The sequence below is a fragment of the Candidatus Kinetoplastibacterium crithidii (ex Angomonas deanei ATCC 30255) genome, assembly GCF_000319225.1.
Classification (GTDB): Bacteria; Pseudomonadota; Gammaproteobacteria; order Burkholderiales; family Burkholderiaceae_B; genus Kinetoplastidibacterium; species Kinetoplastidibacterium crithidii_B.
On sequence record NC_019815.1, the window covers coordinates 687418 to 712592 of the forward strand.

Genomic DNA, 25175 nt, shown 5'->3' on the forward strand with positions numbered 1-25175 from the left:
TGTAATTTAATTTATATTTTAGATTGGAAGTTTTTAATGCCTGGAATTAAGGAAATTCGCACTAAGATTAAAAGTGTGCAAAATACTCGTAAAATTACTAGAGCTATGGAAATGGTAGCTGCATCTAAGATGAGGAAAGCTCAAGATAGAATGCTTGTATTCAGGCCTTATGCTAGTAAGTTGTGTAGAATTGCTGCTCATTTGATGCAGGCTAACCCAGAGTATTCACATCCATTCTTATTAGAGAGGGATGTTGGCTCAGCTGGTTTAATTTTAATCTCTACTGATAAAGGTTTGTGTGGTGGTTTAAATACGAATATAGGTCGTTTAGTTTTGTCAAAGATTAAAGAATTTAATCAGGAAAATATTGATGTATATGCAACTGCATTCGGTCAAAAAGGACTCAATTTATTGACTCGTATTGGTGTTAACCTTTTATCTGAAGAGGTGCAGCTTGGGGATACCCCTGATTTGAATAGGTTATTAGGAGCTATTAAAGTGCAAATTAGTGCTTATATGGAAGGCAAGATTGATGTCTTATATATAGCAACCACCAAGTTTGTAAATACTATGAAGCAAGTTCCTGTATTGCTGAAATTATTACCTCTATCTAATGATTTGAAAGATCCATATGAGCTAGATTCATCATTATGTAACAATGATAGTATTTATAGTTGGGATTATATTTATGAGCCAGATATAAAAACTGTAATAGATGAGCTTTTAAATCGATATGTAGAAGGATTAATTTATAGAGCTGTCGTAGAAAATATGGCATCTGAACAATCTGCTAGGATGGTGGCAATGAAAGCTGCTTCTGATAATGGTAAAAGAGTCATAGATGACTTACAGACTATTTATAATAAAACAAGACAAGCAGCTATTACTAAAGAGATATCCGAAATTGTTGGCGGCGCGGCTGCTGTCTAATGGATAAATGTTAAAAATTAAGGAAGGATAATGAGTAACGGAATTGTCGTTCAATGTGTAGGAGCAGTGGTTGATGTCCAGTTTCCTAAAAATCAGATACCTGGTATATATGAAGCATTGGTTTTAGTGGAAGAAAGCAATACTTTTATAGAAAATAATTTGACTTTAGAAGTACAGCAACAATTAGGTGATGGTATAGTTCGGACTATTGCTTTAGGGTCTAGTGATGGTTTGCGGAGAGGAATGAGATTTTCTAGGACTAACGCACCTATTTCTGTTCCTGTCGGAGATGGTACATTGGGTCGCATTATGAATGTTCTTGGAGAACCAATTGATAAGGCTGGGCCTATATCTCATGTAGAAAGACGTCCTATACATCGAGAAGCTCCTCTTTTTGAAGAATTATCTCCTTCAATAGAATTATTAGAAACAGGTATTAAGGTAATTGATTTGGTTTGTCCATTTGCTAAAGGTGGTAAAGTAGGCCTTTTCGGTGGAGCAGGTGTTGGCAAGACAGTTAATATGATGGAGTTAATTAATAATATAGCAAAACAACATAGTGGCTTATCTGTCTTTGCTGGTGTTGGTGAACGTACAAGAGAAGGCAATGATTTTTATCATGAAATGGAAGAGTCCAATGTGTTAGATAAGGTATCTATGGTATTTGGACAGATGAATGAGCCTCCTGGTAATAGATTGAGAGTTGCTTTGACTGGTCTTACTATCGCAGAAAAGTTTCGTGATGAAGGGCGTGATATTTTATTTTTTGTAGATAATATATATCGTTATACTCTTGCTGGAACTGAAGTATCGGCTTTGTTAGGTAGAATGCCTTCCGCGGTAGGTTATCAACCTACTCTTGCAGAAGAAATGGGTAGATTGCAAGAAAGAATAACTTCTACAAAAACAGGTTCTATAACATCCATACAGGCTGTTTATGTGCCGGCAGATGATTTAACAGATCCTTCTCCTGCTACTACGTTTCAGCATTTAGATTCAACAGTTGTTTTATCAAGAGATATAGCTGCACTCGGTATTTATCCTGCTGTTGATCCACTTGATTCGACTAGTCGTCAATTGGATCCTCAAGTTGTTGGTGAGGAGCATTACTCTGTAGCAAGAAGTGTACAACAAATTCTTCAAAGATATAAAGAGCTAAGGGATATTATAGCAATTCTTGGTATGGATGAGCTATCTCAAGAAGATAAAGGTATAGTCGCTAGAGCTAGAAAAATACAGAGATTTTTATCACAGCCTTTTCATGTGGCTGAGGTTTTTACTGGTTCTCCTGGTAAGTATGTACCTTTATCAGAAACAATAAGAGGTTTTAAAATGATAGTTAGCGGAGAATGCGATGCTTTGCCGGAGCAAGCATTTTATATGATAGGCTCTATTGATGAGGCTATAGAAAAAGCAGATAAATTAGCTATTAAATCTAACAAATAATTATGAGTTCATATTATGTCTAAATTGATGTATGTTGATATAGTTAGTGCTACAGAATCAATGTATGCAGGTCATGCTAGTTTTGTTCTTTTGCCTGCTGATTCTGGTTCTATAGGAATATTACCTGGTCATACACCACTAATTTCATTAGTTCGTCCAGGAGTCATTAAGGTTGTTGATGAGCATGGTAAAGATCATAATATATTTGTTGCTGGAGGTATATTAGAAGTTCAACCTCATGAGGTTACTGTATTAACTGATACGGCTATTAGGGCAAGCAATTTAGATGAGGCAAGAGCTACAGAAGCAAGGAGAAGAGCAGAAGAAACTTTGCGTAATGCGAAAAATAAATCAGATATTGCAGTTGTGGAAGCAGAGCTGAATGTTTTAGTTGCGCAAACTCGTGCTGCTCGCATATATGGTAGCAATAACTCTAATAAATATTAGTATATTATTTGTTAGTTAATTTGTTGATAATTTTCTATTAAGGTATTAGATGATTCTGAAAAACGATTACTTTTTGCGCTCTTTATTGAGAAAATCTGTTCCTTATACTCCAGTTTGGTTTATGAGACAAGCTGGTAGATATTTGCCTGAGTATAGAAAAGTTCGTAAACAAGTTGGTTCTTTTATGAACTTAGTGACAAATCCAGAGTATGCTTGTAAAGTGACCTTGCAGCCTTTAGAGCGATATCCTCTAGATGCTGCTATATTATTTTCAGATATTTTAACTATACCTCATGCTATGGGGTTAGGTCTAAATTTTCTAGAAAATCATGGTCCAATATTTTCTCATCCAACTAATAATGAAGAAAGCATCATAAAATTGACAGTACCTGATCTTAATGATTTAAATTATGTTTTTGATACTATACGTTTAGTTAATAAAGAATTAGATGGTAAAGTTCCTCTTATAGGTTTTTCTGGTAGTCCTTGGACTCTTGCTTGCTATATGGTTGAAGGTCAAAGTAGTAAAGAATATAAGACTATAAAAACCATGTTATATTCTAGGCCTGATTTATTACATAAAATATTAGAAGTAAATACAGAGTCTATAATCCAATATTTAAACTCGCAGATAGAGGCTGGTGTTCAGGCTATCATGTTGTTTGATAGTTGGGGTGGGATATTATCTGATGAGGCTTTCAAAGTTTTTTCATTAGATTATAACAAAAAAATATTCTCAAAAATTAATAGGCAACGTAATGGTAATATAATTCCAATTATTCATTTTACAAAAGGTGGAGCTGTTTGGATTAAAGATATATCTAGTAGTGGCTGTGATGCTATTGGTGTTGATTGGACTATAAATTTGAGGGAAGCTAGAGATAAATCACTGGATAGTGTTGCTATACAGGGCAATATGGATCCTATGGTTCTGTTAGGTAGTCATAAGTCGGTTATTTCTGAGGCTAGAAGAATAATAGATTCTTTTGGAATGGTTGGAGAATCTGCAGGTCATATATTTAATCTTGGTCATGGTATGAATAAGGATACGCCACATGAATTAGTATTAGACCTTGTTAATGAAATACATTCCTATAGTAGACAATATCATGTTTGATATTTATAAGTATTTTGATATTTATCCACAGGTTATTTTGTCTTATATTGAGTCTTTATAAAATATAGTTTTAAAGAAATGCACATAACATTATGTTTTTTAATGGTTTTTTGAAGGCCTGTTCTTTATATATAATATATTTCAATATTGTCAAAACATTTTTCCACAAAGTTATTAACAGATTTATTAACATTAGAATAATTTGTAATAATATAGGTTTTATCTTAAAGATAGATTTCTATGATAAAAATTAATTATATTTATGCAAAATAATCAAGACAATGATGTGGGCGGTTATTTTTGGTTAAAAGTGGCTATTAGATCTCCTATGGGGAGTGTTTTTGAATATAAAAGTAAGGAAAAAATACTACTAGGATCAAGAGTTATAGTTCCCTTTGGTAAGAGAACTATAATAGGTGTAGTATGTGGTTATTTATTACAACCATCTTTTGAACTATCGCAAATGAAGATGGTAATAGAAGTATTGGGTGATTTACCTCCATTTAGTAGTGATTGGTTGAGGTTAATAAAATTTACTTCAGAATATTATCAACGATCTTTAGGTGATGTTATTTATTCTGTTATTCCTGCCCCATTAAGGAATTTTTCTGCTTACCAAGGTAAAAAAAAGTTAAGTTAAGTCCTGTTGTAAGAGCAAACTTAAAAACTACACAGTATAATTTGTCTTCAAAAGAGTCTACATATCAGCTAAATAATCAGCAACAAGAGGCTATAAATAAAATTATTTCATTAGATGCTTTCAGGGTTGTTGTGTTACATGGTGTAACTGGCTCAGGTAAAACAGAAGTATATCTTAATAGTGCAAAATCATTTCTTAATATTGGGAAACAAATTCTATTCCTTGTTCCAGAGATAAACCTTACTCCACAATTAGAAAATGCAGTAAGATCATATTTGGATAATTTAATTAAACAAGAGGAAATAGTTGTTATTCATAGTGGTTTGTCTATTCAAGAAAGAGTAAGATCTTGGTCTAGAATTCAAAAATCACAAGCAAGAGTTGTTTTAGGGACGCGTATGGCTATATTTGCTCCTATGAATAATCTTGGGTTAATAATTATAGATGAAGAGCATGATATATCATATAAACAGCAAAATGGACTAAAATATTCAGCTAGAGATGTTGCTATCTGGAGAGCTAAAGATTTAAATATTCCAATAATTTTAGGTTCTGCTACTCCTTCTCTAGAAACATGGAATCATGTTAATAATAATCGTTACTTACTAATATCTCTAGATAAAAGAGTAAAGAATATAAAAATGCCTATTATAAGGTTAGTTGACACTAAAAATATATTATTCTCTAGTGTTCTAACAGATGAACTTATAGAAGCTATAAAAGTTAGAATAAGTAAAAAAGAACAATCTTTAATATTTATTAATAGAAGAGGTTATGCTCCCGTTTTCTATTGCTATGCTTGTAATTGGATTAGCAATTGTCCTAGATGTAGCGTTTATACTGTTATACATAGCTATCCCAATAATCATTATGAACTACATTGTCATCATTGTGGTTATCATTCTCATATTCCGAAGATTTGTCCTGATTGTGGAAACCAAGATTTAAAAACTATAGGTTTTGGCACTCAGAAAATTGAAGAAACCCTTTTTTCAATTTTTCCAGAAGCTAAAATTGTTAGAATAGATTCTGATACAACAAAGAATAAGGGCAGTGTCAATTTATTGTTATCAGCTGTTCATGGAGGGGAAGTAGATATTTTAATAGGAACACAAATGGTTACAAAAGGTCATGATTTTTCTATGGTTAGTCTTGTTGGTGTTATTAATTCTGATTCGATGTTATTTTCACAAGATTTTAGGTCGTCAGAGCGTTTATTTTCTCAATTAATGCAGGTTTCAGGAAGGGCAGGTCGTCATCTTGATGATGCTGAAGTTATTATACAAACATCTTTTACAGATCATTTAGTATATCAGTCGTTAATTAAATATGATTACGTAGGTTTTGCCAATACTCTTTTAGAAGAAAGAAAGAAAACTTTATTACCACCTTATATTTTCCAAGCTCTTTTGACAGTTGAATCTAAAAAAATTGATATTTCAATGAGTTTTTTGGAAAAAATCAATTTTTCTATTAAGAATGATATTCTTCAAAAATTTGCAAAAAGAAATCAAATAATTTGTTATGAGCCATTGCCAGCAAGACTGGTTAAGATTTCTAATGTAGAAAGGGCTCAGTTATTAATAGAAAGTAGTGCTAGATCTACCCTATTAAGTTTTTTGAGATTATTAATACCTAATATTTCTGCTAATCAAAGTAGTAAAATTAGATGGCATTTAGAAGTTGATCCTTTGGAAATCTAGTTTTGATAACTATGTTGGTTAAGTATTTCACGTGCTGCTTCAGCAAGTTCGCTAGCTGTCATTCCGATAGGTCCCTTGTGTATAGAAGCTAAATGTTCAGCAGCTTTGCCATGTAGCCATACAGCTCCAGAAATTGCTTGTTGTATATCATTAGACTGTCCTAAAAAACTTCCTATCATTCCAGCTAATACATCACCTGTACCAGAAGATGCTAATCCTGGGTTACCACTAGTGTTAATTAATATATCTCCATTTGGGCTAGATATAATTGTTTCAAATCCTTTTAATACAGTCCATGAATTGTATATTTTGCTAATTTTTTTAGCTGATTTTATTCTATTTGATTGGATTTCTTTCGTAGTGCATTTTAGTAGTCTAGCTGCTTCACTAGGATGTGGTGTCATAATTATAGTATTAGAAGAGTTTTTGTATATCGTATTTTGTTCAGAAATAATATTAAGGGCATCTGCGTCTAACACAATATTCTTATTTTCTATATAACTTAGAGCTTTATGTAGAATATTATTAGAAATATTATTTTGCCCCATACCACATCCTATAATCCATGTGTCAATTTTTATTAAAAATTTTTTTAGTATTTGATTAGCAGTTTGCAACATAAGCTCTGGTTGAATTAAATCAACAGTGATAGGTATATTTTTTTGCGTAAAACCTATTAACACTTTACCTGATCCTATTTTTATGGCTGTTCGTGCAGCCAATAATACTGATCCTTCCATTCCACGGTTGCCTCCTATTATTGATATAGTTCCAAAATCTCCTTTATGGCTATTCTTTTCTCTTTTTTTAAATATGTTTTGTAGATTTTTCGGTTCTACATATTTAATAATTATTTCTTTAGAGGAAATATTACTCATAATAGTGCTAATATATAAATATCTTTAAAAGCATCCGTAGTTCAAAGGATAGAATGAGGGCCTCCGAAGCTCTTGATACAGGTTCAATTCCTGTCGGATGCGCCATATTATTTAGAATATGATTATATCTAGTAAAGTTCCAAGCTATTTAATATATAATTTTCGAGACTGCCAGATTCATTTTTCTCTATATTTTCTTGTAATTTAATTGAGTCCGCAGAATGATTCTGGTATTCAGTCAGAGTTTCTTTGCTTATCTTGTGTTTCATTATATTCTCGTAATGTTGCTTGCTTTTATCAAGAGTATATTCATGTAAGTTTTTCCTATTTTTCTGCATTTGATTTAACATATCGAAAGAAGGAGTCAGTTCTACATTATTAACTTTTTTAAGCTGTGTTTGTAGGGCTTTGCTATGTAATTCACCAGGATTGTCTTTATCCAGTAGCTCAGCATAAGGTTTTATTTTATCTATTATTTCATTTCCCCATTCTACCAAGGAAATACTTCTCTTATTATTTAATAAGAGTTTAGGTTTTCTGCCATGTGTAGATACTTTTATAAAGTTATCATAATAATGTTTGCAGTCTGCATTTTCATGAAAAAGCGGGCTTTCATCTACAGCACAAAATAATAAAAAAGCATCTAGGAACAAACAAGTATCCTTTGATATGCCTATGCTGGCATTAGGATCTATATCAAGACATCTAATCTCTACATATTCTATGCCTCTTTTTTTTAGTGCATTTATTGGTCTTTCGCCATTTTTGACAGTACATTTTGGTCTTATGCTGGAATAATACTCATTTTCTATTTGTAAAATATTAGTATTTAACTGTAGCCATTCGTTGTTTTGATATGTTCCTATTAATTCATATTCTGGCCAAGATGTCTTTAAACCCCAAGTGATTTTTTCAATAAACGCATCTAGGTCGTTATAACATATTTTTAATTGTTCTTGTACCTTACTTTGATAACCTATATCACTCATTCTTAAACTTGTTGCATATGGCATATATAGTGTTTCATTATCAAGAACATCTAATTTGCAAGTATGATTTGGTTTAAAAAATGTTTTTGATATTGCTGGTGATGATCCGAATAGATACAGTATTAACCAAGAGTACCTTATAAAATTTCTTATTAAAGAAGAGTAACTATGTGATTTAAGAGAACTTGTAATTGCTCTAGAATCATCATATATGGCTTTCCAAACATCATCACTAATTGAAAAGTTGTAGTGCAAACCAGATATACATTGCATCGTTTTTCCATAGCGATGAGCTAGACCTTTTCGGTAAATATGTTTTAATAGGCCAGCATTCGATTTTCCATAGAAGGCTATAGGTATATCTTCTTCATTTGGCATTAGCAATGGTGGCATTGAATTATGCCATAGTCTTTCTTCTTCCATTGCTTCATATACAAAACGATGTGTATCTAATAATTCTTTTATGAGTGAATCTATATTATTATGTGTGCCAGTAATAAGTTCTAATAAAGATTCAGAATAGTCAGTAGTTATTTTATCATTTGTAAGAGGAGAACCTAATTTTTCAGGGTGCTTTTTACAAGATAACTTGCCACTATTATCTACACGCAATCCTTCTCGTTCAATACCTCGTAGTATCTTATTTGAAATATTAGATTGTGTGGTAAGTCTATCTAGCTTATTTAAAAGTGCCTCTTTAAAATATATATTTCTTGAATTATGCATTATGAGATTGTTTTCTTACAATATATTCGATGTTGATTGACTTTATGAAACTAAATAATAAAGATAATAATCTTATAATTTTATTATCGCATAATATAATATGCATGTATATTTTTCATAGCACTATTTGTAAGTACTAGCATGAATTTTGATTCTATTGCGGTGTATAAATTATTTTTAGTGATATTTTTTATTGCTACTAATGGTGAATTTTAAAGCTTTTGATACAAAATATTGTATTAATAAATCAGTGGTAATAATAGTTTTATTCTAGGTTTTAAATAGATATTTTAGTCTAGATTGTTTTCGCAATATTTGATTAGATTTTATGTTGTATAATGAATTTTAATTTTTTATATGTTTTTATCTTATAAAGTAACACATAGTATTTAATTATAATAATGAAGTTCCTTGTTTTGGGTTTTTAGGATGTTTTATGTATAGACTATATTTAAATAGATTTATGTTGGTAATTATTATTAGTTTTTCGATTCTCTCAATTTCCTTTAATGCTGATGCAAGACGTATAGGTAATGGAGGATCTTATGGTAAGCAATTTTCAAATATTAGTAAAATACGTAATAATACTTATTACTCTAATAAATCAAACCATCATAATAAATCTTCAGTAAAAAAAGAAGTAATAAATAAAAAAGATAGAGGTATATTAGGTGCTATTTTAAGTGGTTTATGGCTAGCTGCTATTTTTTCATTTTTTGGTATGAACAATTTATTTTTTGCTGCTTTTACTAACTTATTGATTTGGATGTTGGCTATAGGGATTGTAATATACGTTATTAGAAAGTATTTTTTTTCAAAATTTTTGGTAAATCAAGTGGTAGCAGATACGAATTTTACAGTAGATAGATATCACCACAATTATGGGAAAATAGATAGTAAAGACATATCGGAAGCTAGGGTTATTTCTGATGATTTTTATGATGTCACAAAGAGTAATATTGAGTTTAACAAAGATCGTTTCTTAAATGAAGCAAAGAGAATTTTTATTTATATTCAAGAAATATGGAATAAAAGAGATCAGAATAATTTAAAAGAATATTTAACAAAGGAATTGTTATTAGAACTTCAGAATCAATTTGATACTCAGCCAGAAGTTATTGTTAAAGTTTTAGAAGTAGAAGCTAAATTTTTATCAATGAATAAATTGGATGATTGTTATTTAGCTAGTATTTGTTTTTCTGGTTATATAGAGTATTGCAATGATTTGAATCTTTTATATTTTGAGGAAATATGGAGTTTTCAGAAATATGACAGCACAGGATGGTTATTAGCAGGAATTCAACAAAAAAACATATAATTATTTTAATCAAATTTGTTTGATAATTAGAACCATTTGTGGAAGTGATGTAATGGACCATAACCTTGACCGACTTGTAGTCTATTTGAAGCTTTAATAGAGTTAGTCAGAAATAATTTAGCTTTTTCAGCTGCTGATAATACGCTTTCTCCTTGAGCTATGAAAGCTGTTAAAGCGGCTGATAAGGTGCAGCCGGTACCATGTGTGTTATTAGTATGTATTTTTTTTCCAGGTATTTCGACAATGTTTTCACCATTAAAGATCATATCAACCATCTCATTTCCTGGTAAATGACCTCCCTTAAGAATTACCCATTTGTTATTTGTATTAGAATTATTATTAATCATTTTATTATATAATTTTTTTATAGTAATTCTCATATCAGCTAAGTTTTCTGCTGGCGGTTCTCCAATAATTATTGCTGCTTCAGGTATATTAGGAGTTATCACAGTAGATAACGGTAACAATTGATCTACTAGGGTTTTTGTAGCATTGGATTTTAGTAAGTAATCGCCATGTTTAGATATCATTACTGGATCTAATATTATGTGGGCAGGGCTCCATTTTATCAGACTTTCTTTTACAGCTAAGGCAATCTCAGAGTTTCCAAGCATTCCTATTTTAACAGCATTGATGTTGACATCTTGAAAAATAGTATCAATTTGTTTGGAAATAAAGTTTATAGGCATATATGATATTTCATGTACACCAGATGTATTTTGTGCTGTAACTGCAGTTATTACAGCGCAGGCATAGACATTTAGAGCACTCATGGTCTTTACATCTGCTAGAGTACCAGCTCCTGCAGATGTATCAAACCCTGCTATACTTAGAGTATTAACTATATTTATCTTGTTCATTCAAGTTAGTTGTTTTTACTAGTATGAATTAATCCTTCGCGAGGAGAGCTGGGAGAACTTTCATACGTTTTTTTAGGCATACGTTTTGCTAGGAAAGCTTCTCTACCAGATTCTACTGATTTTTTCATTGCGCTAGCCATCAAAACAGGATTACCAGCACATGCTATAGCAGTATTCATTAATACTCCATCACATCCCAACTCCATAGCAATAGATGCATCTGAAGCTGTTCCAACTCCAGCATCTACTAATACTGGTATTTTGACATTATCAATAACTAATTTTAAATTCCATGGATTTAGTATTCCCATTCCAGATCCTATAAGGGACGCTAGTGGCATGACTGCAACAACACCTATATCTTCTAAAATTCGACATTGTATTGGATCATCAGTGCAGTATGCCATTACTTGAAATCCTTCCTTGACTAAAATTTCAGCAGCCTTAATTGTTTCAGGCATATTTGGGAATAATGTTTTTTCATTTCCTAGCACTTCTAGTTTTACTAGGTTGTGACCATTAAGTAATTCCCTAGCTAATCTCAAGGTTCTAATTGCATCTTCTGAGTTATAACATCCTGCTGTGTTAGGTAATAATGTAAATTCAGATGTAGGTATGAAATCTAATAGATTAGGAGATTCTTTATTTTGACCAATATTAGTTCTTCTAATTGCTACAGTTACAATTTCAGCCCCACTTGCGATTATTGCTTGTTTAGTTTGTTCAAAATCTTTATATTTACCAGTACCTACAAGTAGTCTAGATGTGAATTTTCTATCAGCAATATAGAAGATATCTTTATGATTCATATTAATTTCCAGAATTTATGCATTAATAAGGTTATATAGTTTATTGGATGATTTATAATAGCTCATTATAAGATTCCTATGCTATTGATGATTTAGACTACCAATATTTTCATATAACAAATTTATTTACAAGATTACTATAATGTTACACCTATTTGTGATATATGTGAATTGCTCTTTAGTTTAATGAAGTTACTTTATTTTATTATTTGTCGTTATTTAGAGGTCATATTTTATAGATTAGGAGGAGTATTTATTTTGTGTTTAAAATTGGTCTAACTGGTGGTATTGGGTCTGGTAAAACTCTCGTTTCTAATTATTTAAAACAAATGGGGGTTTTTATTATAGATACCGATGAAATAGCTAGAGACTTAACGAGTGTTGATGGTAAGGCTATTCAATGTATTAGGACAGCATTCGGTTCTGAAGCTATAGATGATAAAGGTTCTTTAAATAGAATATGGATGAGGAATAGGATTTTCTTAGATTATTCAGAAAAAATAAAACTTGAGAATATTTTACATCCTTTAATTATGGAGTATGCTTTTATACAAGCAGCCAACTTTTATGGAAGTTATGTGGTTTTTGTTGTTCCTTTATTAACTGAATCAAAAGACTGGATGAATAAGGTTGATCGTATATGTGTGGTTGATTGCAATATTTGTGATCAAATAAAACGGGTTAAAGACCGTGACTTTATTAAAGTAGATTTAATTATGAAGATAATTCAATCTCAGTCAACTAGGTCTATGCGTTTAAAGTATGCAGATGATGTCATTTATAATGGCAATGATGTTTCTGCTGATGAGTTATATAGGCAGGTTGTAATTAAACATAAAAATTGGTGTTTATTGTCCCAATAATGTTCGGTGTTTTTATTGTAAGAAATTTTAACTTTATAATTGGATTTTTATATAACGTGATTTTTTTTGAACATCCTTTTAATGAGCATATTCGAGCATATTTGCGCTTGGAATATTTGTTTGATAGATTGCTTTTTGCGATAAATAGTAATGATATTAGATTGCATCAATTAGCAGTATCTTCATTTTTTGATATCATTGATCTTATTGAACGGTCAGATGTTAAAGGGGCCGTTTTACAAGATTTAGAGAAACAACGCTTATCTCTTTTGCGTTTTCGTGAACATAATGCAGTTAATCAAAAAGCCCTAGAAGATGCACTGACTGAGATAGAAAATATTAGTTCTAGATTAGCGACATCAGGTAGACCTGGTAACATTTTGAGAGATAATGAATGGTTAAATAGTGTGAGAAGTAAACTTCTGGTTTATGGATGTGCAGCACAGTCTGATATGCCTTCATATCACTTTTGGCAACATAAACCAGATGAAGAAAGAAAACATGATTTGTTGTCTTGGTTCTCTCATATTAGTCCTTTATTTGATGCTTTAAAAATAGTTCTTGATTTGTTAAGAGAGTCAGGAGAGTTTTCAGAATGTTTGGCTGAAAAGGAAGGATATCGACAAATGTTAGGTGGGAAAATTTATCAGCTATTAAGAGTTGGTATTGATAAAAGGTCTGGGGTTTTTCCAGAAATAAGTGCTAATAAACATATGATTTGGATAAGATTTTCTCTTCAAGATGCAAATTTTAAATCTAAGTATGTGAAAGAAAATATTTTATTTGAAATGGCTTTATGTAAATAGATTATTTTTTATATAAAAGACCTGATTCCTGCTATTCCATGAGCTCCATGTTGGTATGCTAGTTCTCTACACTTTTCTGATTGACCACCTAGAGAAAATACTGGTAATTTTGCTTCTTTAACTAATTTTTGAAAGTTACTCCATCCCATTCCTAATTCACCAGGGTGTGTTAGTGTATTATTTACGGGACCAAGGACAGCAAAATCTGCGTTCAACTTATTAAAAGCAAATTCTAAATCATTGCTATTATGTGTTGATACAGCAGTTAAGAAATTAGATCTGTTTTTATTAGATTTATAGTGGAAACTCTCCATATCTGTGGAGCGTAAATGTAATCCATTTGCTTCTCTCCACCATGATTCTGGATGGGAGCTGTTTATTAATAACCTTGCATTGTGTTTTTTACACATATCTAACACTAAATTCATTGCTTTGTATAAAGATTTTGATGATATTCCATCTGGCCAATCTGGTTCTCTAAATTGAATAAGAGATAGACCTTTACTAAGAGCCTGATCTAGTCTAATTAAGAATGATTCAATGTTTTTTTCATTCTGAATTGAAGTTATTCCATATGTATTGGGTATTTTGAGCCATCTTATTGGGTAGAAAGTACTTGGAAGTAAATTATCAATTTTGTTGATTTGATTTATATTTACCCATTGTAGATTTTGTTTTTCTTTTCCATATATATTTCCTTGCCACTGGATTACTCTGTAAAATAATAAGTGATATTTTATATTTTGTTTATAGAAGATATGATTTACCCATGGATAAGCTTTTATTATATCTATATCTAACTCTTCTTTAAGTTCCCTATTTAAGGTATCATTTGGTAACTCATTTTTTTCCACTTTCCCGCCAGGGAACCCCCAATAGAATGGATATGATTCATTCTTAGGTCGTTGTTCTAGCAAAATTTCATTATTTTCATTTAATATGATTCCTATAGATACTTTTATAGTTATATTATTTGCCATTTTTTGATACCCAATGACGTGCAAATTGGTTTGCTATTCTTCCAGAACGCGATCCTCTTTCTAATGCCCATTGTAAGGCTTCTAAACGAAATGCATTTTGTTCTATTTTTTGTGTTCCAATTTTGTTTATCCAATATTGAACTATATCTAAGTAGGTATCTTGAGTGAAATTATAGAATGAGATCCAAATTCCAAATCTTTCAGAAAGAGATGTTTTTTCTTCTATAGTTTCTCCAGGATGAATTTCTCCATTAATATCATGAGTGTTTTGTAAATTTTCTTTAAAATATTCAGGAATTAAATGTCTTCTATTTGAAGTGGCATATATTAGGATATTATTTCCAGTAGATAAAATTGATCCGTCTAGAAATGATTTAAGTGCTTTGTACCCAATTTCTCCTTCTTCAAAAGATAGGTCATCACAAAAAATAATAAATTTTTCTGGTCTGTTATTTAATATTTCTACTACATCAAATAGGTCTCCTAAATCTGATTTGTCAATTTCAACTAATCTTAAATTTTTTTTGCTATATTTGTCGAGCATTGATCGAACTAATGAACTTTTTCCTGTTCCTCGAGCTCCTGTCATCAATACATTGTTAGCAGGACGACCATTTACAAATTGATAAGTATTATCATCTATAATATTTTTTTGTCTTTCTATATGAGATAAATCATCTAGGCTTATTTTTGAAAAATTACATATAGAGTGCAAATAGCCTTTAGGACCTAATTTTCTCCATTTAAATGCAATAGCATTCCAATCTACTTCTTTTGGTACAGGAGGAAGCCAATTATGGATTTGAAGTAGTACTTTTTCAGCTAAAGAATATAATTCATTAATGTTATTAGTTTTCATATTTTCTCGCTAAGAACGGTAATCTGCATTTATTGTTACGTATTCATGGGAAAAATCACAAGTATAAATAGTTTCGTTAGTTTTTCCTTGGTTAAGCGATATTCTTATGATTATTTCTTTTTGTTGCAAGACTTGTTGTCCATCAGATTCTATGTAATCTGGATTTATTTCTCCATTTTTAACAATAAGAACATCATTAAGCCATATGAATAAATTATTAGTTGATATTTTTACATCTGAGTATCCAACGGCGACCAGAATGCGTCCTATATTAGGATCAGATGCATAAAAAGCTGTTTTGACAAGAGGAGAATGAGCAACAGAATATGCTACTTTAAGTGCTTCTTGTGAATTGGTCGCTTTTTCTACATTTATAGTGATGAATTTCGTTGCTCCTTCAGCATCTCTAACAATTTTTTGAGCTAAATCTATCGAAGCTTTCTTTAATAATTCAAAAACCTTTTTATAGTTAGGATCATTTTCATTCCTAATGTCTAGGCCTGATTTACCCGTGCACATGATTATGAAAGAATCATTTGTTGAAGTATCACCATCTACTGTAATGCGATTAAAAGAAAAATCTGCAATTTCTTTAATCATTTTATTTAATAACGATTGCTCTATTTGAACATCTGTTCCAATAAAACCTAGCATTGTTGCCATATTAGGGCAAATCATTCCAGCCCCTTTGCTTATTCCTGTAACTGTTATTTCTTTTCCGCTAATATCTAATTTTTCAGAAAATATTTTTGGTTTCGTATCAGTTGTCATTATGCTATAAGCAGCATCTTTCCATGTATATTTGCCAAGACCATCCAAAGTTCTAGGCAAGGCATTTATTATTTTATCTTCAGGAAGTTGTTCCATTACTACTCCTGTTGAGAAAGTAAGTATTTCCTGTGAATCTATTTGTAACTGTTTTCCAAGCTCAGTACATATTTTTTGTGCTTTCTCTATTCCTTTAGAGCCAGTTCCTGCATTTGCATTGCCAGTATTGATGATTAATGTTTTTATTTGTTTTTGGTTTGCTAAATTTTTTTCAGAAATTATAACTGGAGCTGCTTTAAATAAATTCTTTGTAAATATTCCAGCTACATTAGTTCCTGACGATAATTTAAATATTGTAAGATCTTTTTTGTTATTTTTTTTTACGCCAGCTTCTCCAATTGCTATTTCTATTCCATTGATTGGAAAAATTTTATTGTCATCTGGAATATTTAAATTGACAGCCATATCACTAAACTCCAATATAGGTAAGAATGTAAATTTTTTGTTGATTAAGTAGCACTTATTAATTGATTACTAAGATAACTTTTTTGTAGAACTAAAGTGATTATGAGTATATATAAAATTATAGATATGATTAGTAACATAAATTATTAATAAAGAAACAATTTACTGTTTAATCTTGTGGAATGATTAAATATGTAGATTAAAGAAATTCAAGATTCGATTTAAAAAAATGGTGGCCTGGGGCGGAATCGAACCACCGACACAAGGATTTTCAGTCCTCTGCTCTACCGACTGAGCTACCGGGCCTTATAATCTAGTAACTATATATAAAAAAATGTAATATAACAATACCAATTGCAAATAATCAGTTGTTAGTTCATCATATATCTTGCAATGTATTGAATCTATGATGATTCTAAAATAATAAATGTTGCTTTTTTAACACTAAAATTTTACAAATGATAATAGTTCCTATTGTTATTGGCTTGAATCATACGTCAGCTCCTCTCGAAATTCGTGAACAAATGAGCTTGTCAGTTGATGTCATAAGAAAATTATTGTCTAATTTGCCAGTATTAGATGGAGATGTAATTAATGAGGCAGTGATTCTATCAACATGTAATCGTACAGAATTGTATTGTATTGCTAATCCTAAAATGCTTGATAAATTATTTTTATGGTTTGCAAAAACAGGCAGTATTAATCCAGATGTTTTTAGAAAGCATAGCTACCATTACATTGATTTTGACGCTGTATATCATATTTTTAGAGTATCTAGTGGCTTAGATTCAATGGTCTTGGGAGAGCCAGAAATTCTTGGCCAAATGAAAAAAGCAGTGCTAATTGCTAAAGAAGCTAAAGGCGTAGGTTTTTTCTTTCATCGTTTGTTTCAGGATGCTTTCTCTGTAGCTAAAACTGTGCGTACTCAAACTGATATAGGTAGAAATTCTATTTCTATTGCTTCTTCATGTTTAAAATTATCTAGTATTGTAATGAATAATGGAATACAAAATGCCAAAGTTTTGTTTATTGGTGCAGGAGAGATGATAGAACTTTGTATAAAACATTTTAGTTCTGTAAATTTTGGAGGATTAGTAATATCAAATAGAACTTTAGCAAAATCTAAAAATCTTGCTGATAAGTTTTCTATTGATTTTATCCCATTTGAACAAATATATGATGATATATCAGATTTTGATATTATTATTTCATGTACTGCAAGTAATGATTTTATCATTGATAACTCATATGCTGAAAAGCTATCTTATAGTACAAATAAATTAATGATAGATTTGGCAGTTCCTAGAGATATAGATCCGGTAATAGGTAATCTGAACAATGTTAAATTGTACTCAATTGATGATTTAGCAAGTATTATTAAACAAGGTTTGGACGCTAGAAGAGCTTCTATTCCAAAAGCTGATAATATTATATTGGCAAAAGTAAAGATATTTATGAAATGGGCTCATCAAAGAGATTTGACCTTAACAATAACTAATCTTATTAATAAAATCGAAAATATTAAGCTGCTAGAAATAGAAAGAGCTAATAGCATGATTAGTAAGAATTTTAATAAAGAATATGTCATAAGTGTTATGGCTCATAGGCTAACTAAGAAGTTTTTGCATGGGTTAATAAATGCTATGAAAAATAGTGAAGAAAAAGATTTTTCACATATCCATGGGTATTTGTCTAAAGTAATAGATAGTCAAGATAAATAATTTGTTTAATATAAAAGTATTTTTGTAGTGTAATTTTCATGAAGCAATCGATGCGTAAAAGATTGGAAGAATTATCTGATCGTTTAAAAGAAATTGATCTTATGCTTGCTGAGTCAAGTGTATTTAGTAATATTGATGACTTTCGTAAGTTGTCTTGTGAAAGGTCAGAAATAGCACCTGTTGTTGAAAAGTTTTCTGAGTTAGTTTCTATTGAAAACTATATTTCTGAAGCATATGAAATGATTTCTGATCCAGAACTAAAGAATCTGGCAGAAGAGGAAATTAAATCAAATAAGCAAATTTTAGAAAAATTAGAAAGTGCATTACATATTTTATTACTACCAAAAGATCCTAATGACGATCGTAGTTTTTTCTTAGAAATAAGGGCAGGAACTGGTGGTGATGAAAGCACTTTATTTTCCGCTGATTTATTGAGAATGTATATTCGTTATGCAGAGCGTAAAGGTTGGAAGACTGATTTAATTTCTGAAAGTTTATCAGATTTTGGAGGATATAAAGAAGTTATTATTCGAATTGATGGTCGTTCTGCTTATGCTAATTTAAGGTTCGAATCTGGGGGACATAGAGTGCAGAGGGTTCCTGATACAGAAACCCAAGGTAGAATACATACTTCTGCATGTACCGTTGCAGTTATGCTAGAGGCGGATACGGTTAGTGATATTGTGATAAATAATAATGATATAAGAATCGATACTTTTAGAGCTAGTGGAGCTGGTGGGCAACATATTAATAAAACAGACTCTGCTGTTAGAATTACTCATTTGCCTACTGGTATTGTTGTAGAATGCCAGGATGATAGATCACAGCATCGCAATAAAGAGAAAGCTATGCGCGTATTAGCTGCAAGGTTAAAAGATAAAGAAATAAGAGATTTGCAAAATAAAGAGGCTGCTGAAAGAAAAAGCTTAGTAGGCTCTGGAGATAGATCAGAACGTATAAGAACTTATAACTATCCTCAAAGTAGAGTCACTGATCATAGGATTAATCTGACGTTATATAAATTATCACAGATTATGGATGGTGACATGGACGAAATAATAGAAAGTTTATTAGCAGAATACCAAGCAGAACAGTTGGCTAATATTAGTTTGTAGTTTTATAGGTATATATTCGTGGTTTCTATTAAGAATTTAATAATGGACAGTAGAATTTCTAGATTAGAAGCTATGATTTTACTCGAAATGATACTGCAGAAATCTAGATCATGGATTCTTGCTCATGATGATGAAATTTTATCTGATGAGCTTGTAGATATGTATATGGAATTAAATCAAAGAAGATTAAGTGGTGAACCTATAGCTTATATTGTAGGCTATAAAGAATTTATGAGCCATATGTTCATGGTTAATAAAAATGTTTTAATACCCAGACCAGAAACAGAATTATTAGTTGAGCATGGCTTGAAATTACTAAGACATAAATATCTAATAAGCCCTAGGGTTATAGATCTAGGTATTGGCTGTGGCTCTATAGGGTTATCAATTGCCCTAACTAGACCTGATGTTAGCGTTGTTGGTTGCGATCTGAGTTCTCAAGCTTTGGAAGTAGCTCGTCATAATGCTACTGTTTTGGGTGCTACAGTTGAACTTATACAAAGCGATTGGTTTAAATCTATTAATCCAAAAGAAAAGTTTGATCTTTTATTAGCCAATCCTCCATATATTTCCAGAGAAGATAAACATCTTAGAATGGACTCTTTAATTTATGAACCAAGATCTGCTTTAACAGATGAATCTATCGATGGGTTGGAAAGTATTCGTAAAATAATAGAAACCTCTCCAGCATATATGAAAGAAGGAGCTTCTTTATGGATAGAACATTCCTGGGATCAAGCTTTTAGTGTAAAGAATATAATGAAGTCATCAGGGTTTAAAAATGTTTATAGTTTGAATGATTTATCAGGTATTGAAAGAGTAACAGGTGGTTTTGTATAGTATCTTTAAAGAATTTATTATTTTTAATTGACAGGTATTTTTATGAAAAGTATTGAGAAAATTATAGAGGACATAATTAGTAGTAATCACGTAGTTTTATTTATGAAAGGAACAAGCAAATTTCCTCTTTGTGGCTTTTCAGGCAAAGCGGTAAGAATATTGTTTGATTGTGGCATATCTGATATTTTTACTGTTAATGTTTTAGAAGATGAAGATCTACGTCAAGCTATCAAAGATTATTCTAATTGGCCAACAATACCCCAATTGTATATAGATGGTGAATTCATAGGAGGTGTTGATATTATGTCTGAGCTCTATGAAACTGGTGAGTTAAAGAATCTTCTTAATAAGAAGTAAACTAATACAATTTATTTACTATTTTTGTATTAGATTTCAAATCTAATACATTATTATTTTATAAAGCTAATTATCCAATTCTAATGTCAAAGACATCAGTTTTATAGTTTTTTACTAGTAGATCACCAGTAGATATTAAGAAGTATGCTCCATGTATTGCTAATGACCCATTATTTATTTTTGCCTTTATAGAAGGAAATGTTAGTAAATTATTAATGCTATGTGATATCACCCCAAGCTCTAATTTTTTGCTATTTTCTTTATTGTATTGGTTGTTTATATTTAGTGAAGAAGATACTGGGGCAATTTGGGACATCCATTTGCCTATAAAGTCTACAGTGCTTAGAGGTTTTTTGTTTTCTATGAAAGATTTTATTCCGCCACATGATTCATGACCTAATACTACTATATGTTTTATATTTAGAGCGCTTACAGCGAATTCTATAGCTGCACTAGTTCCATGATAAGAAGAATTAGGATCTTTATCATAAGGAGGGACTAGGTTGGCAACATTACGAACTACAAACATTTCGCCTGGTTTTGAGTCGAAGATTAATTCAGGAGACACTCTTGAATCACAACATCCTATAATCATTATTTCTGGATTTTGACCAGAGGTTGCTAGCTCTTTGTATCTAGTTTTTTCACTAGCTAACTTTCCATTTCTAAAGGAGAAATAGCCATCTAATAGTCTTTTAGGAAACATATTCACTTAGATTTAGTTTTTTGTGCGTTATAAGGTTTTATACAACAGTTTATAATGAGAACAATTATAAACTGTTGTATTTATTTGTCGAGTAATAAGAAGTTATTATCCAGAATTTCTTAATCCTGCAGCTATTCCATTAATAGTTAAGTGTATAGCTCGTTGTATTTTTTCTATTTCATTAATTGATAGGTAATCTTGTTGTGATCTATATCGTTTAATTAATTCAATTTGTAGATAGTTTAATGGGTCAATATATACGAATCTATCATTTAGTCTAGATAGCAAAGTAGGATTATCTTCTAATAGATCTCTTTGTGTCAGTAGTTGAAGCATTTTTATTGTTTTATCATGTTCCGTGCTTATATTATTAAATATGCTGCTTCTTAAAAATTCATTTTTAACTAGTTTTGAGTAGCAAGAAGCGATTTTAATATTAGATTTTACTAATACCATTTCCATGTTAGATAATAATGTCTTGAATGCAGGCCATTCTTTAGTCATGGCCCTTAACTGGTCAAGTCTTTCTTGTTTAGACTTTGTTGTTGACTTGTTACCAAACTCTATATAATGCTCTATAGCAGATCCTATTCCATACCAGCTAGGTATCATTAGTCGACATTGAGCCCAGGAAAAACTCCAAGGTATTGCTCTTAAGTCCTCTATATTTTGATTTTTGCTACGAGAAGAAGGTCTTGATCCTATATTAAGAGCTGATATTTCATTTATTGGAGTTGAGGAAAAGAAATATTCTGAGAAGCCTGGATTTAAATAAACTAAATCACAATATAGTCTTTGTGCATATTCAGACATACTTGACATAACGTCGCCAAATTGTTTGATATGCAAATCTTCTTGAGAGGCAATCTTTCTATCTATACATAAACTTGATTCTAGAGTTGCAGAGGTTAGTAGTTCCAAATGCCATTTTCCTACTTCTGCATTGTTATATTTTCCTTGAATAACTTCTCCTTGTTCTGTCAATCTAATTTGACCTGATACCGTTCCTGGAGGTTGAGACATTATGGCGTCAAAACTAGATCCACCTCCACGTCCAACTGATCCTCCTCGTCCATGGAATAGCCTAAGTTTTATGCCTCTAGCATTAAATACGTTAACTAATGATCTTTCTGCTTGATATAAAGACCAGTTTGATGTTAAATATCCTCCATCTTTATTACTATCAGAGTATCCTAACATTACTTCTTGAGTATTGTGTTGTGCATTAGTAATTCTTGTTTTTATTTCTGGAATATCTAGCCATGCAGCCATAATTTTAGAGCTGTTTTGCAGGTCGTTTATCGTTTCAAATAAAGGGACAATCATTAACCCATTGTCCTGTTCAGTATCACTAAATATAGGTGGTATTAACCCAGTTTCTTTTTGTAACAATAAAACTTCCAATAGATCACTTAGTGTTTCTGTATGAGATACTATAGAGTGTTGTATAGATTGCTTCCCGAATAAAGATCTAATTTCAGCAGCTGTTTTCAAAATATTTAGTTCTTTGTTTGTTTCTTCACTATAATTTATCCATGGAGATAGGAGAGGTCTTCCTTGATTTAATTCTTTTATGAGAAGCTCTACTTTTAAATCTTCGTCTAGTTCTGAGTACTTATTTTTACCTTCTAGATATACACCAGCTTTTTGAAGGAGTTCTTCAAGAACTCTTTCGTGCACATCTGAATTCTGTCTCAAATCTATAGTGCTTAGATGGAAGCCAAAGACTCTGACAGACTGACGTAATTTTTTTAATCTTAGAGCACTAATTGTTTTTCCATGGTTATGAACAAGTGATTTATGAATGATAGTTAGATCTTTATAAAACTCTTCATGGTTAGAATAAGGATGGGCTTGTATAGTATCTCTTCTAGCAAGATTTAATCCAATTAGTTTTTTTGAAGTGGAAGCTAATCTTGAGTAAATTCCTATTAATGCACGACGATAAGGTTCATCTATCAGATGACTAGATTCATCTCCGCTTCTATTGGCAAGAAACAAAAGTTCATCATCTACTTTTATCAAGAGTGAACTTATGGATAATTCTTTTTTTAATGCATATATCTCTTTTAAGTAATGTTCAAGAATAACAGTAGATTGTTTTATTGCTGCTTGTTTTAATGTTTTTTCATCTACATAAGGATTTCCATCTCTATCTCCACCTATCCAACTACCCATTCTTAGAAAAGGATTAATGGAATCAGGTAGAACTGCTTTGTTGTATTTTTGGTTAATAATATTTATTAATTCATTGTATAGTTTTGGTATTGCAAATAAGAAAGTGCTTTTGTAATAAGACAAGGCATTCTCTATCTCATCTATCACTGTTAGACGTGAATACCGAAGCATTCTAGTTTGCCAGAGCATTGAAATATAACCAGTAAGCTCATAATCTATATCATTTTTCTCATCATTTGTTTGGGCCAGATAACGCTGAGATAGCTTATCTGCAATATTCCAGTGTGAATCTAGGATACTTCTGCGTTGTATTTCTGTTGGATGGGCTGTAAGTACAGGCATTATGCAAGAAGATTCTAATATTTCAGAAATTTCCGATGACGTTACATTATTAATTATTAGTTTTTGTACAATATCTTTTAAACTTCCTCTCTGCATTGTTTCCGAAGAAGCATCTATTTCTTTTTGCCTACGATTTTGATCTAAATCCTCAGATATATTTAATAATTGTAGTAAAAACCCAAAAGCTCTAGCAACATAGTTGGTGTCATTACTATCTAATTCATTGATTAGCTTTTCTAATTTTTCATTATTAAGAATTTCACTATTTTCTTCTATATTGATAGCAACTTTTCTTATGGTTTCTATTGTGTTAAAAAGTCTTTTGCCTTCACATTCTTGTATAACATTTCCTAGGATTTTTCCTAATAATCTTATTTCAGAGTGTAGATGTGATTTTCGAGATTCTTCAGAGTACATTTTTTAACGGTGTCTTTGGTTGTTTAATAAATAAAATACTTGTTTTTTCTTATTGTTTGATAGTACAAGTATAAGTGTTTTTAGTTTTAAAAAATATACAAATAATGAAAATAGATATAAGTTATTACATATAAAAGGTAACTGATAATGAAAGTAAGTAATAAGGCATTAGTATTGTTTTCAGGAGGTCAAGATTCTACTACTTGTTTAGCCTGGGCTCTAGATGTTTATGATGAAGTCGAAACTATTTCATTTGATTATGGTCAGCGTCATAATGTTGAGCTGATTGCTAGATCAAAAGTATTAGAGTCTATTAGATCATCATTCCCAGCATGGGATAAGAAACTAGGTAGTGGTTATTTAGTTGAAATAGATTTCATAAAAAAATTTTTGGAAACATCATTAACTAGTAATACTAGTATTGAGACAAATAATGGAATGCCAAATACTTTTGTGCCAGGAAGAAATTTATTGTTTTTTAATTTGGCTGCGACACTAGGGTATAAAATAGGAATTGAAACAATAGTCGGAGGCATGGGACAGACAGACTTTTCTGGTTATCCTGATTGTAGAGATAATAGTATTAAATCACAACAGGTGGCACTGAGTCTTGGTTTTGGTAAAGATTTTATTTTAGAAACCCCTTTAATGTGGAAGAATAAGAGTCAGGTATGGGCTTTTGCAAAAGATATAGGTGGTCATAAACTCATAGATATTATTATTAAAGATACTCATACTTGTTATATTGGAGATCGTTCTAAATTAAACGGTTGGGGATATGGTTGCGGAAATTGTCCATCATGTATTTTACGTAAAAGTGGTTGGGAATCGTGGATTAATGTAGAATAATTCCAAGTAACAGTTTGTTTATTTTTTTAATGTAAATATATTATAG

21 protein-coding genes, 2 tRNA genes and 1 pseudogene are annotated in these 25175 nt (G+C 31.0%); 14 read left to right on the plus strand and 10 right to left on the minus strand.

The window, feature by feature from the left end; all coding sequences use genetic code 11:
- Positions 1–36: 36 nt before the first annotated feature.
- From atpG to priA, 5 genes and pseudogenes are all read left to right on the plus strand, one after another.
- Positions 37–930 carry a F0F1 ATP synthase subunit gamma gene (atpG, locus tag CKCE_RS03285; protein WP_015238898.1) on the plus strand — a complete coding sequence of 298 codons (894 nt, stop codon included), beginning with the start codon at positions 37–39 and terminating at the stop codon, positions 928–930.
- A 30-nt stretch (positions 931–960) separates the two neighbouring features.
- Positions 961–2376 carry a F0F1 ATP synthase subunit beta gene (atpD, locus tag CKCE_RS03290; protein ID WP_015389046.1) on the plus strand — a complete coding sequence of 472 codons (1416 nt, stop codon included), beginning with the start codon at positions 961–963 and terminating at the stop codon, positions 2374–2376.
- Between the two features lie 15 nt (positions 2377–2391).
- Positions 2392–2823 carry a F0F1 ATP synthase subunit epsilon gene (locus CKCE_RS03295; protein ID WP_015238900.1) on the plus strand — a complete coding sequence of 144 codons (432 nt, stop codon included), beginning with the start codon at positions 2392–2394 and terminating at the stop codon, positions 2821–2823.
- Between the two features lie 49 nt (positions 2824–2872).
- The gene (hemE, locus tag CKCE_RS03300) at positions 2873–3940 is read left to right on the plus strand and encodes a uroporphyrinogen decarboxylase (RefSeq protein WP_015389047.1); all 1068 of its coding nucleotides are present in this window, start codon (positions 2873–2875) and stop codon (positions 3938–3940) included.
- Between the two features lie 262 nt (positions 3941–4202).
- Positions 4203–6283: pseudogene (gene priA, locus CKCE_RS03305) on the plus strand (replication restart helicase PriA).
- Here priA and CKCE_RS03310 read toward each other — a convergent pair.
- Positions 6280–7161 carry an NAD(P)H-hydrate dehydratase gene (locus tag CKCE_RS03310; RefSeq protein WP_015238904.1) on the minus strand — a complete coding sequence of 294 codons (882 nt, stop codon included), beginning with the start codon at positions 7159–7161 and terminating at the stop codon, positions 6280–6282. The pseudogene priA and the gene CKCE_RS03310 overlap by 4 nt on opposite strands.
- A 30-nt stretch (positions 7162–7191) precedes the next feature.
- Here CKCE_RS03310 and CKCE_RS03315 point away from each other — a divergent pair.
- Positions 7192–7266, plus strand: a tRNA-Arg gene (locus CKCE_RS03315).
- Positions 7267–7289: 23 nt separating this feature from the next.
- Here CKCE_RS03315 and gshA read toward each other — a convergent pair.
- Entirely contained in the window at positions 7290–8876 is a 1587-nt protein-coding gene (gene gshA / locus CKCE_RS03320; RefSeq protein ID WP_015238905.1) for a glutamate--cysteine ligase, read from the minus strand.
- A 436-nt stretch (positions 8877–9312) separates the two neighbouring features.
- Between gshA and CKCE_RS03325 the strand changes: the two genes are divergently transcribed.
- Positions 9313–10194: a Tim44 domain-containing protein gene (locus CKCE_RS03325; RefSeq protein ID WP_225968701.1), complete on the plus strand. Its 882-nt coding sequence runs from the start codon at positions 9313–9315 to the stop codon at positions 10192–10194.
- 26 nt (positions 10195–10220) lie between these two features.
- Here CKCE_RS03325 and thiD read toward each other — a convergent pair whose 3' ends face one another.
- On the minus strand, positions 10221–11054 hold the full coding sequence (gene thiD / locus CKCE_RS03330) for a bifunctional hydroxymethylpyrimidine kinase/phosphomethylpyrimidine kinase (RefSeq protein WP_015238907.1): 834 nt from the start codon (positions 11052–11054) through the stop codon (positions 10221–10223).
- 5 nt (positions 11055–11059) lie between these two features.
- Positions 11060–11863 carry a thiazole synthase gene (locus CKCE_RS03335; RefSeq protein ID WP_015238908.1) on the minus strand — a complete coding sequence of 268 codons (804 nt, stop codon included), beginning with the start codon at positions 11861–11863 and terminating at the stop codon, positions 11060–11062.
- A gap of 260 nt (positions 11864–12123) precedes the next feature.
- Between CKCE_RS03335 and coaE the strand changes: the two genes are divergently transcribed.
- A complete protein-coding gene (gene coaE / locus CKCE_RS03340) occupies positions 12124–12726 on the plus strand; it encodes a dephospho-CoA kinase (protein WP_015238909.1) in 603 nt (200 codons plus the stop codon).
- 56 nt (positions 12727–12782) lie between these two features.
- On the plus strand, positions 12783–13532 hold the full coding sequence (zapD, locus tag CKCE_RS03345) for a cell division protein ZapD (protein WP_015238910.1): 750 nt from the start codon (positions 12783–12785) through the stop codon (positions 13530–13532).
- Positions 13533–13540: 8 nt separating this feature from the next.
- Here zapD and CKCE_RS03350 read toward each other — a convergent pair whose 3' ends face one another.
- The 4 genes from CKCE_RS03350 to CKCE_RS03365 form a co-directional block, all read right to left on the minus strand.
- The gene (locus CKCE_RS03350; protein ID WP_015238911.1) at positions 13541–14512 is read right to left on the minus strand and encodes a Nudix family hydrolase; all 972 of its coding nucleotides are present in this window, start codon (positions 14510–14512) and stop codon (positions 13541–13543) included.
- Positions 14502–15371 (minus strand): ATP-binding protein, encoded by an 870-nt coding sequence (locus CKCE_RS03355; protein WP_015238912.1) that lies wholly within the window; start codon positions 15369–15371, stop codon positions 14502–14504. The genes CKCE_RS03350 and CKCE_RS03355 overlap by 11 nt, the downstream gene beginning before the upstream one ends.
- A 9-nt stretch (positions 15372–15380) precedes the next feature.
- Positions 15381–16604 carry a bifunctional glutamate N-acetyltransferase/amino-acid acetyltransferase ArgJ gene (argJ, locus tag CKCE_RS03360; RefSeq protein ID WP_015238913.1) on the minus strand — a complete coding sequence of 408 codons (1224 nt, stop codon included), beginning with the start codon at positions 16602–16604 and terminating at the stop codon, positions 15381–15383.
- A 230-nt stretch (positions 16605–16834) separates the two neighbouring features.
- Positions 16835–16910 (minus strand) — tRNA-Phe (locus CKCE_RS03365).
- Positions 16911–17062: 152 nt separating this feature from the next.
- Here CKCE_RS03365 and hemA point away from each other — a divergent pair.
- Genes hemA through grxD form a run of 4 tightly spaced genes read left to right on the plus strand, consistent with a single transcriptional unit; the run spans position 17063 to position 20637 of the window.
- Positions 17063–18325, plus strand: a complete 1263-nt coding sequence (hemA, locus tag CKCE_RS03370) for a glutamyl-tRNA reductase (RefSeq protein WP_015238914.1) — start codon at positions 17063–17065, stop codon at positions 18323–18325.
- A 38-nt stretch (positions 18326–18363) separates the two neighbouring features.
- Complete coding sequence (prfA, locus tag CKCE_RS03375; protein WP_015238915.1) at positions 18364–19440, plus strand: peptide chain release factor 1; 1077 nt, start codon at positions 18364–18366, stop codon at positions 19438–19440.
- A gap of 42 nt (positions 19441–19482) precedes the next feature.
- The gene (prmC, locus tag CKCE_RS03380; protein WP_225968702.1) at positions 19483–20280 is read left to right on the plus strand and encodes a peptide chain release factor N(5)-glutamine methyltransferase; all 798 of its coding nucleotides are present in this window, start codon (positions 19483–19485) and stop codon (positions 20278–20280) included.
- 42 nt (positions 20281–20322) lie between these two features.
- A complete protein-coding gene (gene grxD, locus CKCE_RS03385) occupies positions 20323–20637 on the plus strand; it encodes a Grx4 family monothiol glutaredoxin (protein WP_015238917.1) in 315 nt (104 codons plus the stop codon).
- A gap of 70 nt (positions 20638–20707) precedes the next feature.
- On the opposite strand, the gene CKCE_RS03390 is transcribed toward grxD, so the two are convergent.
- Positions 20708–21343 carry a carbonic anhydrase gene (locus CKCE_RS03390; RefSeq protein ID WP_015238918.1) on the minus strand — a complete coding sequence of 212 codons (636 nt, stop codon included), beginning with the start codon at positions 21341–21343 and terminating at the stop codon, positions 20708–20710.
- A gap of 105 nt (positions 21344–21448) precedes the next feature.
- Entirely contained in the window at positions 21449–24280 is a 2832-nt protein-coding gene (gene ppc, locus CKCE_RS03395; protein WP_015238919.1) for a phosphoenolpyruvate carboxylase, read from the minus strand.
- 147 nt (positions 24281–24427) lie between these two features.
- Between ppc and queC the strand changes: the two genes are divergently transcribed.
- Positions 24428–25129, plus strand: coding sequence for a 7-cyano-7-deazaguanine synthase QueC (gene queC / locus CKCE_RS03400; RefSeq protein WP_015238920.1), 702 nt, complete (start codon positions 24428–24430; stop codon positions 25127–25129).
- Positions 25130–25175: the final 46 nt, after the last annotated feature.

Excerpts from the sequence above, each read along its gene's own strand:
- atpG (WP_015238898.1), top strand. The coding sequence starts at position 37 with ATGCCTGGAATTAAGGAAATTCGCACTAAGATTAAAAGTGTGCAAAAT.
- atpD (WP_015389046.1), top strand. The coding sequence starts at position 961 with ATGAGTAACGGAATTGTCGTTCAATGTGTAGGAGCAGTGGTTGATGTC.
- CKCE_RS03295 (WP_015238900.1), top strand. The coding sequence starts at position 2,392 with ATGTCTAAATTGATGTATGTTGATATAGTTAGTGCTACAGAATCAATG.
- hemE (WP_015389047.1), top strand. The coding sequence starts at position 2,873 with ATGATTCTGAAAAACGATTACTTTTTGCGCTCTTTATTGAGAAAATCT.
- CKCE_RS03310 (WP_015238904.1), bottom strand. The coding sequence starts at position 7,161 with ATGAGTAATATTTCCTCTAAAGAAATAATTATTAAATATGTAGAACCG.
- gshA (WP_015238905.1), bottom strand. The coding sequence starts at position 8,876 with ATGCATAATTCAAGAAATATATATTTTAAAGAGGCACTTTTAAATAAG.
- CKCE_RS03325 (WP_225968701.1), top strand. The coding sequence starts at position 9,313 with ATGTATAGACTATATTTAAATAGATTTATGTTGGTAATTATTATTAGT.
- thiD (WP_015238907.1), bottom strand. The coding sequence starts at position 11,054 with ATGAACAAGATAAATATAGTTAATACTCTAAGTATAGCAGGGTTTGAT.
- CKCE_RS03335 (WP_015238908.1), bottom strand. The coding sequence starts at position 11,863 with ATGAATCATAAAGATATCTTCTATATTGCTGATAGAAAATTCACATCT.
- CKCE_RS03350 (WP_015238911.1), bottom strand. The coding sequence starts at position 14,512 with ATGGCAAATAATATAACTATAAAAGTATCTATAGGAATCATATTAAAT.
- CKCE_RS03355 (WP_015238912.1), bottom strand. The coding sequence starts at position 15,371 with ATGAAAACTAATAACATTAATGAATTATATTCTTTAGCTGAAAAAGTA.
- argJ (WP_015238913.1), bottom strand. The coding sequence starts at position 16,604 with ATGGCTGTCAATTTAAATATTCCAGATGACAATAAAATTTTTCCAATC.
- hemA (WP_015238914.1), top strand. The coding sequence starts at position 17,063 with ATGATAATAGTTCCTATTGTTATTGGCTTGAATCATACGTCAGCTCCT.
- prfA (WP_015238915.1), top strand. The coding sequence starts at position 18,364 with ATGAAGCAATCGATGCGTAAAAGATTGGAAGAATTATCTGATCGTTTA.
- prmC (WP_225968702.1), top strand. The coding sequence starts at position 19,483 with ATGGACAGTAGAATTTCTAGATTAGAAGCTATGATTTTACTCGAAATG.
- grxD (WP_015238917.1), top strand. The coding sequence starts at position 20,323 with ATGAAAAGTATTGAGAAAATTATAGAGGACATAATTAGTAGTAATCAC.
- CKCE_RS03390 (WP_015238918.1), bottom strand. The coding sequence starts at position 21,343 with ATGTTTCCTAAAAGACTATTAGATGGCTATTTCTCCTTTAGAAATGGA.
- ppc (WP_015238919.1), bottom strand. The coding sequence starts at position 24,280 with ATGTACTCTGAAGAATCTCGAAAATCACATCTACACTCTGAAATAAGA.
- queC (WP_015238920.1), top strand. The coding sequence starts at position 24,428 with ATGAAAGTAAGTAATAAGGCATTAGTATTGTTTTCAGGAGGTCAAGAT.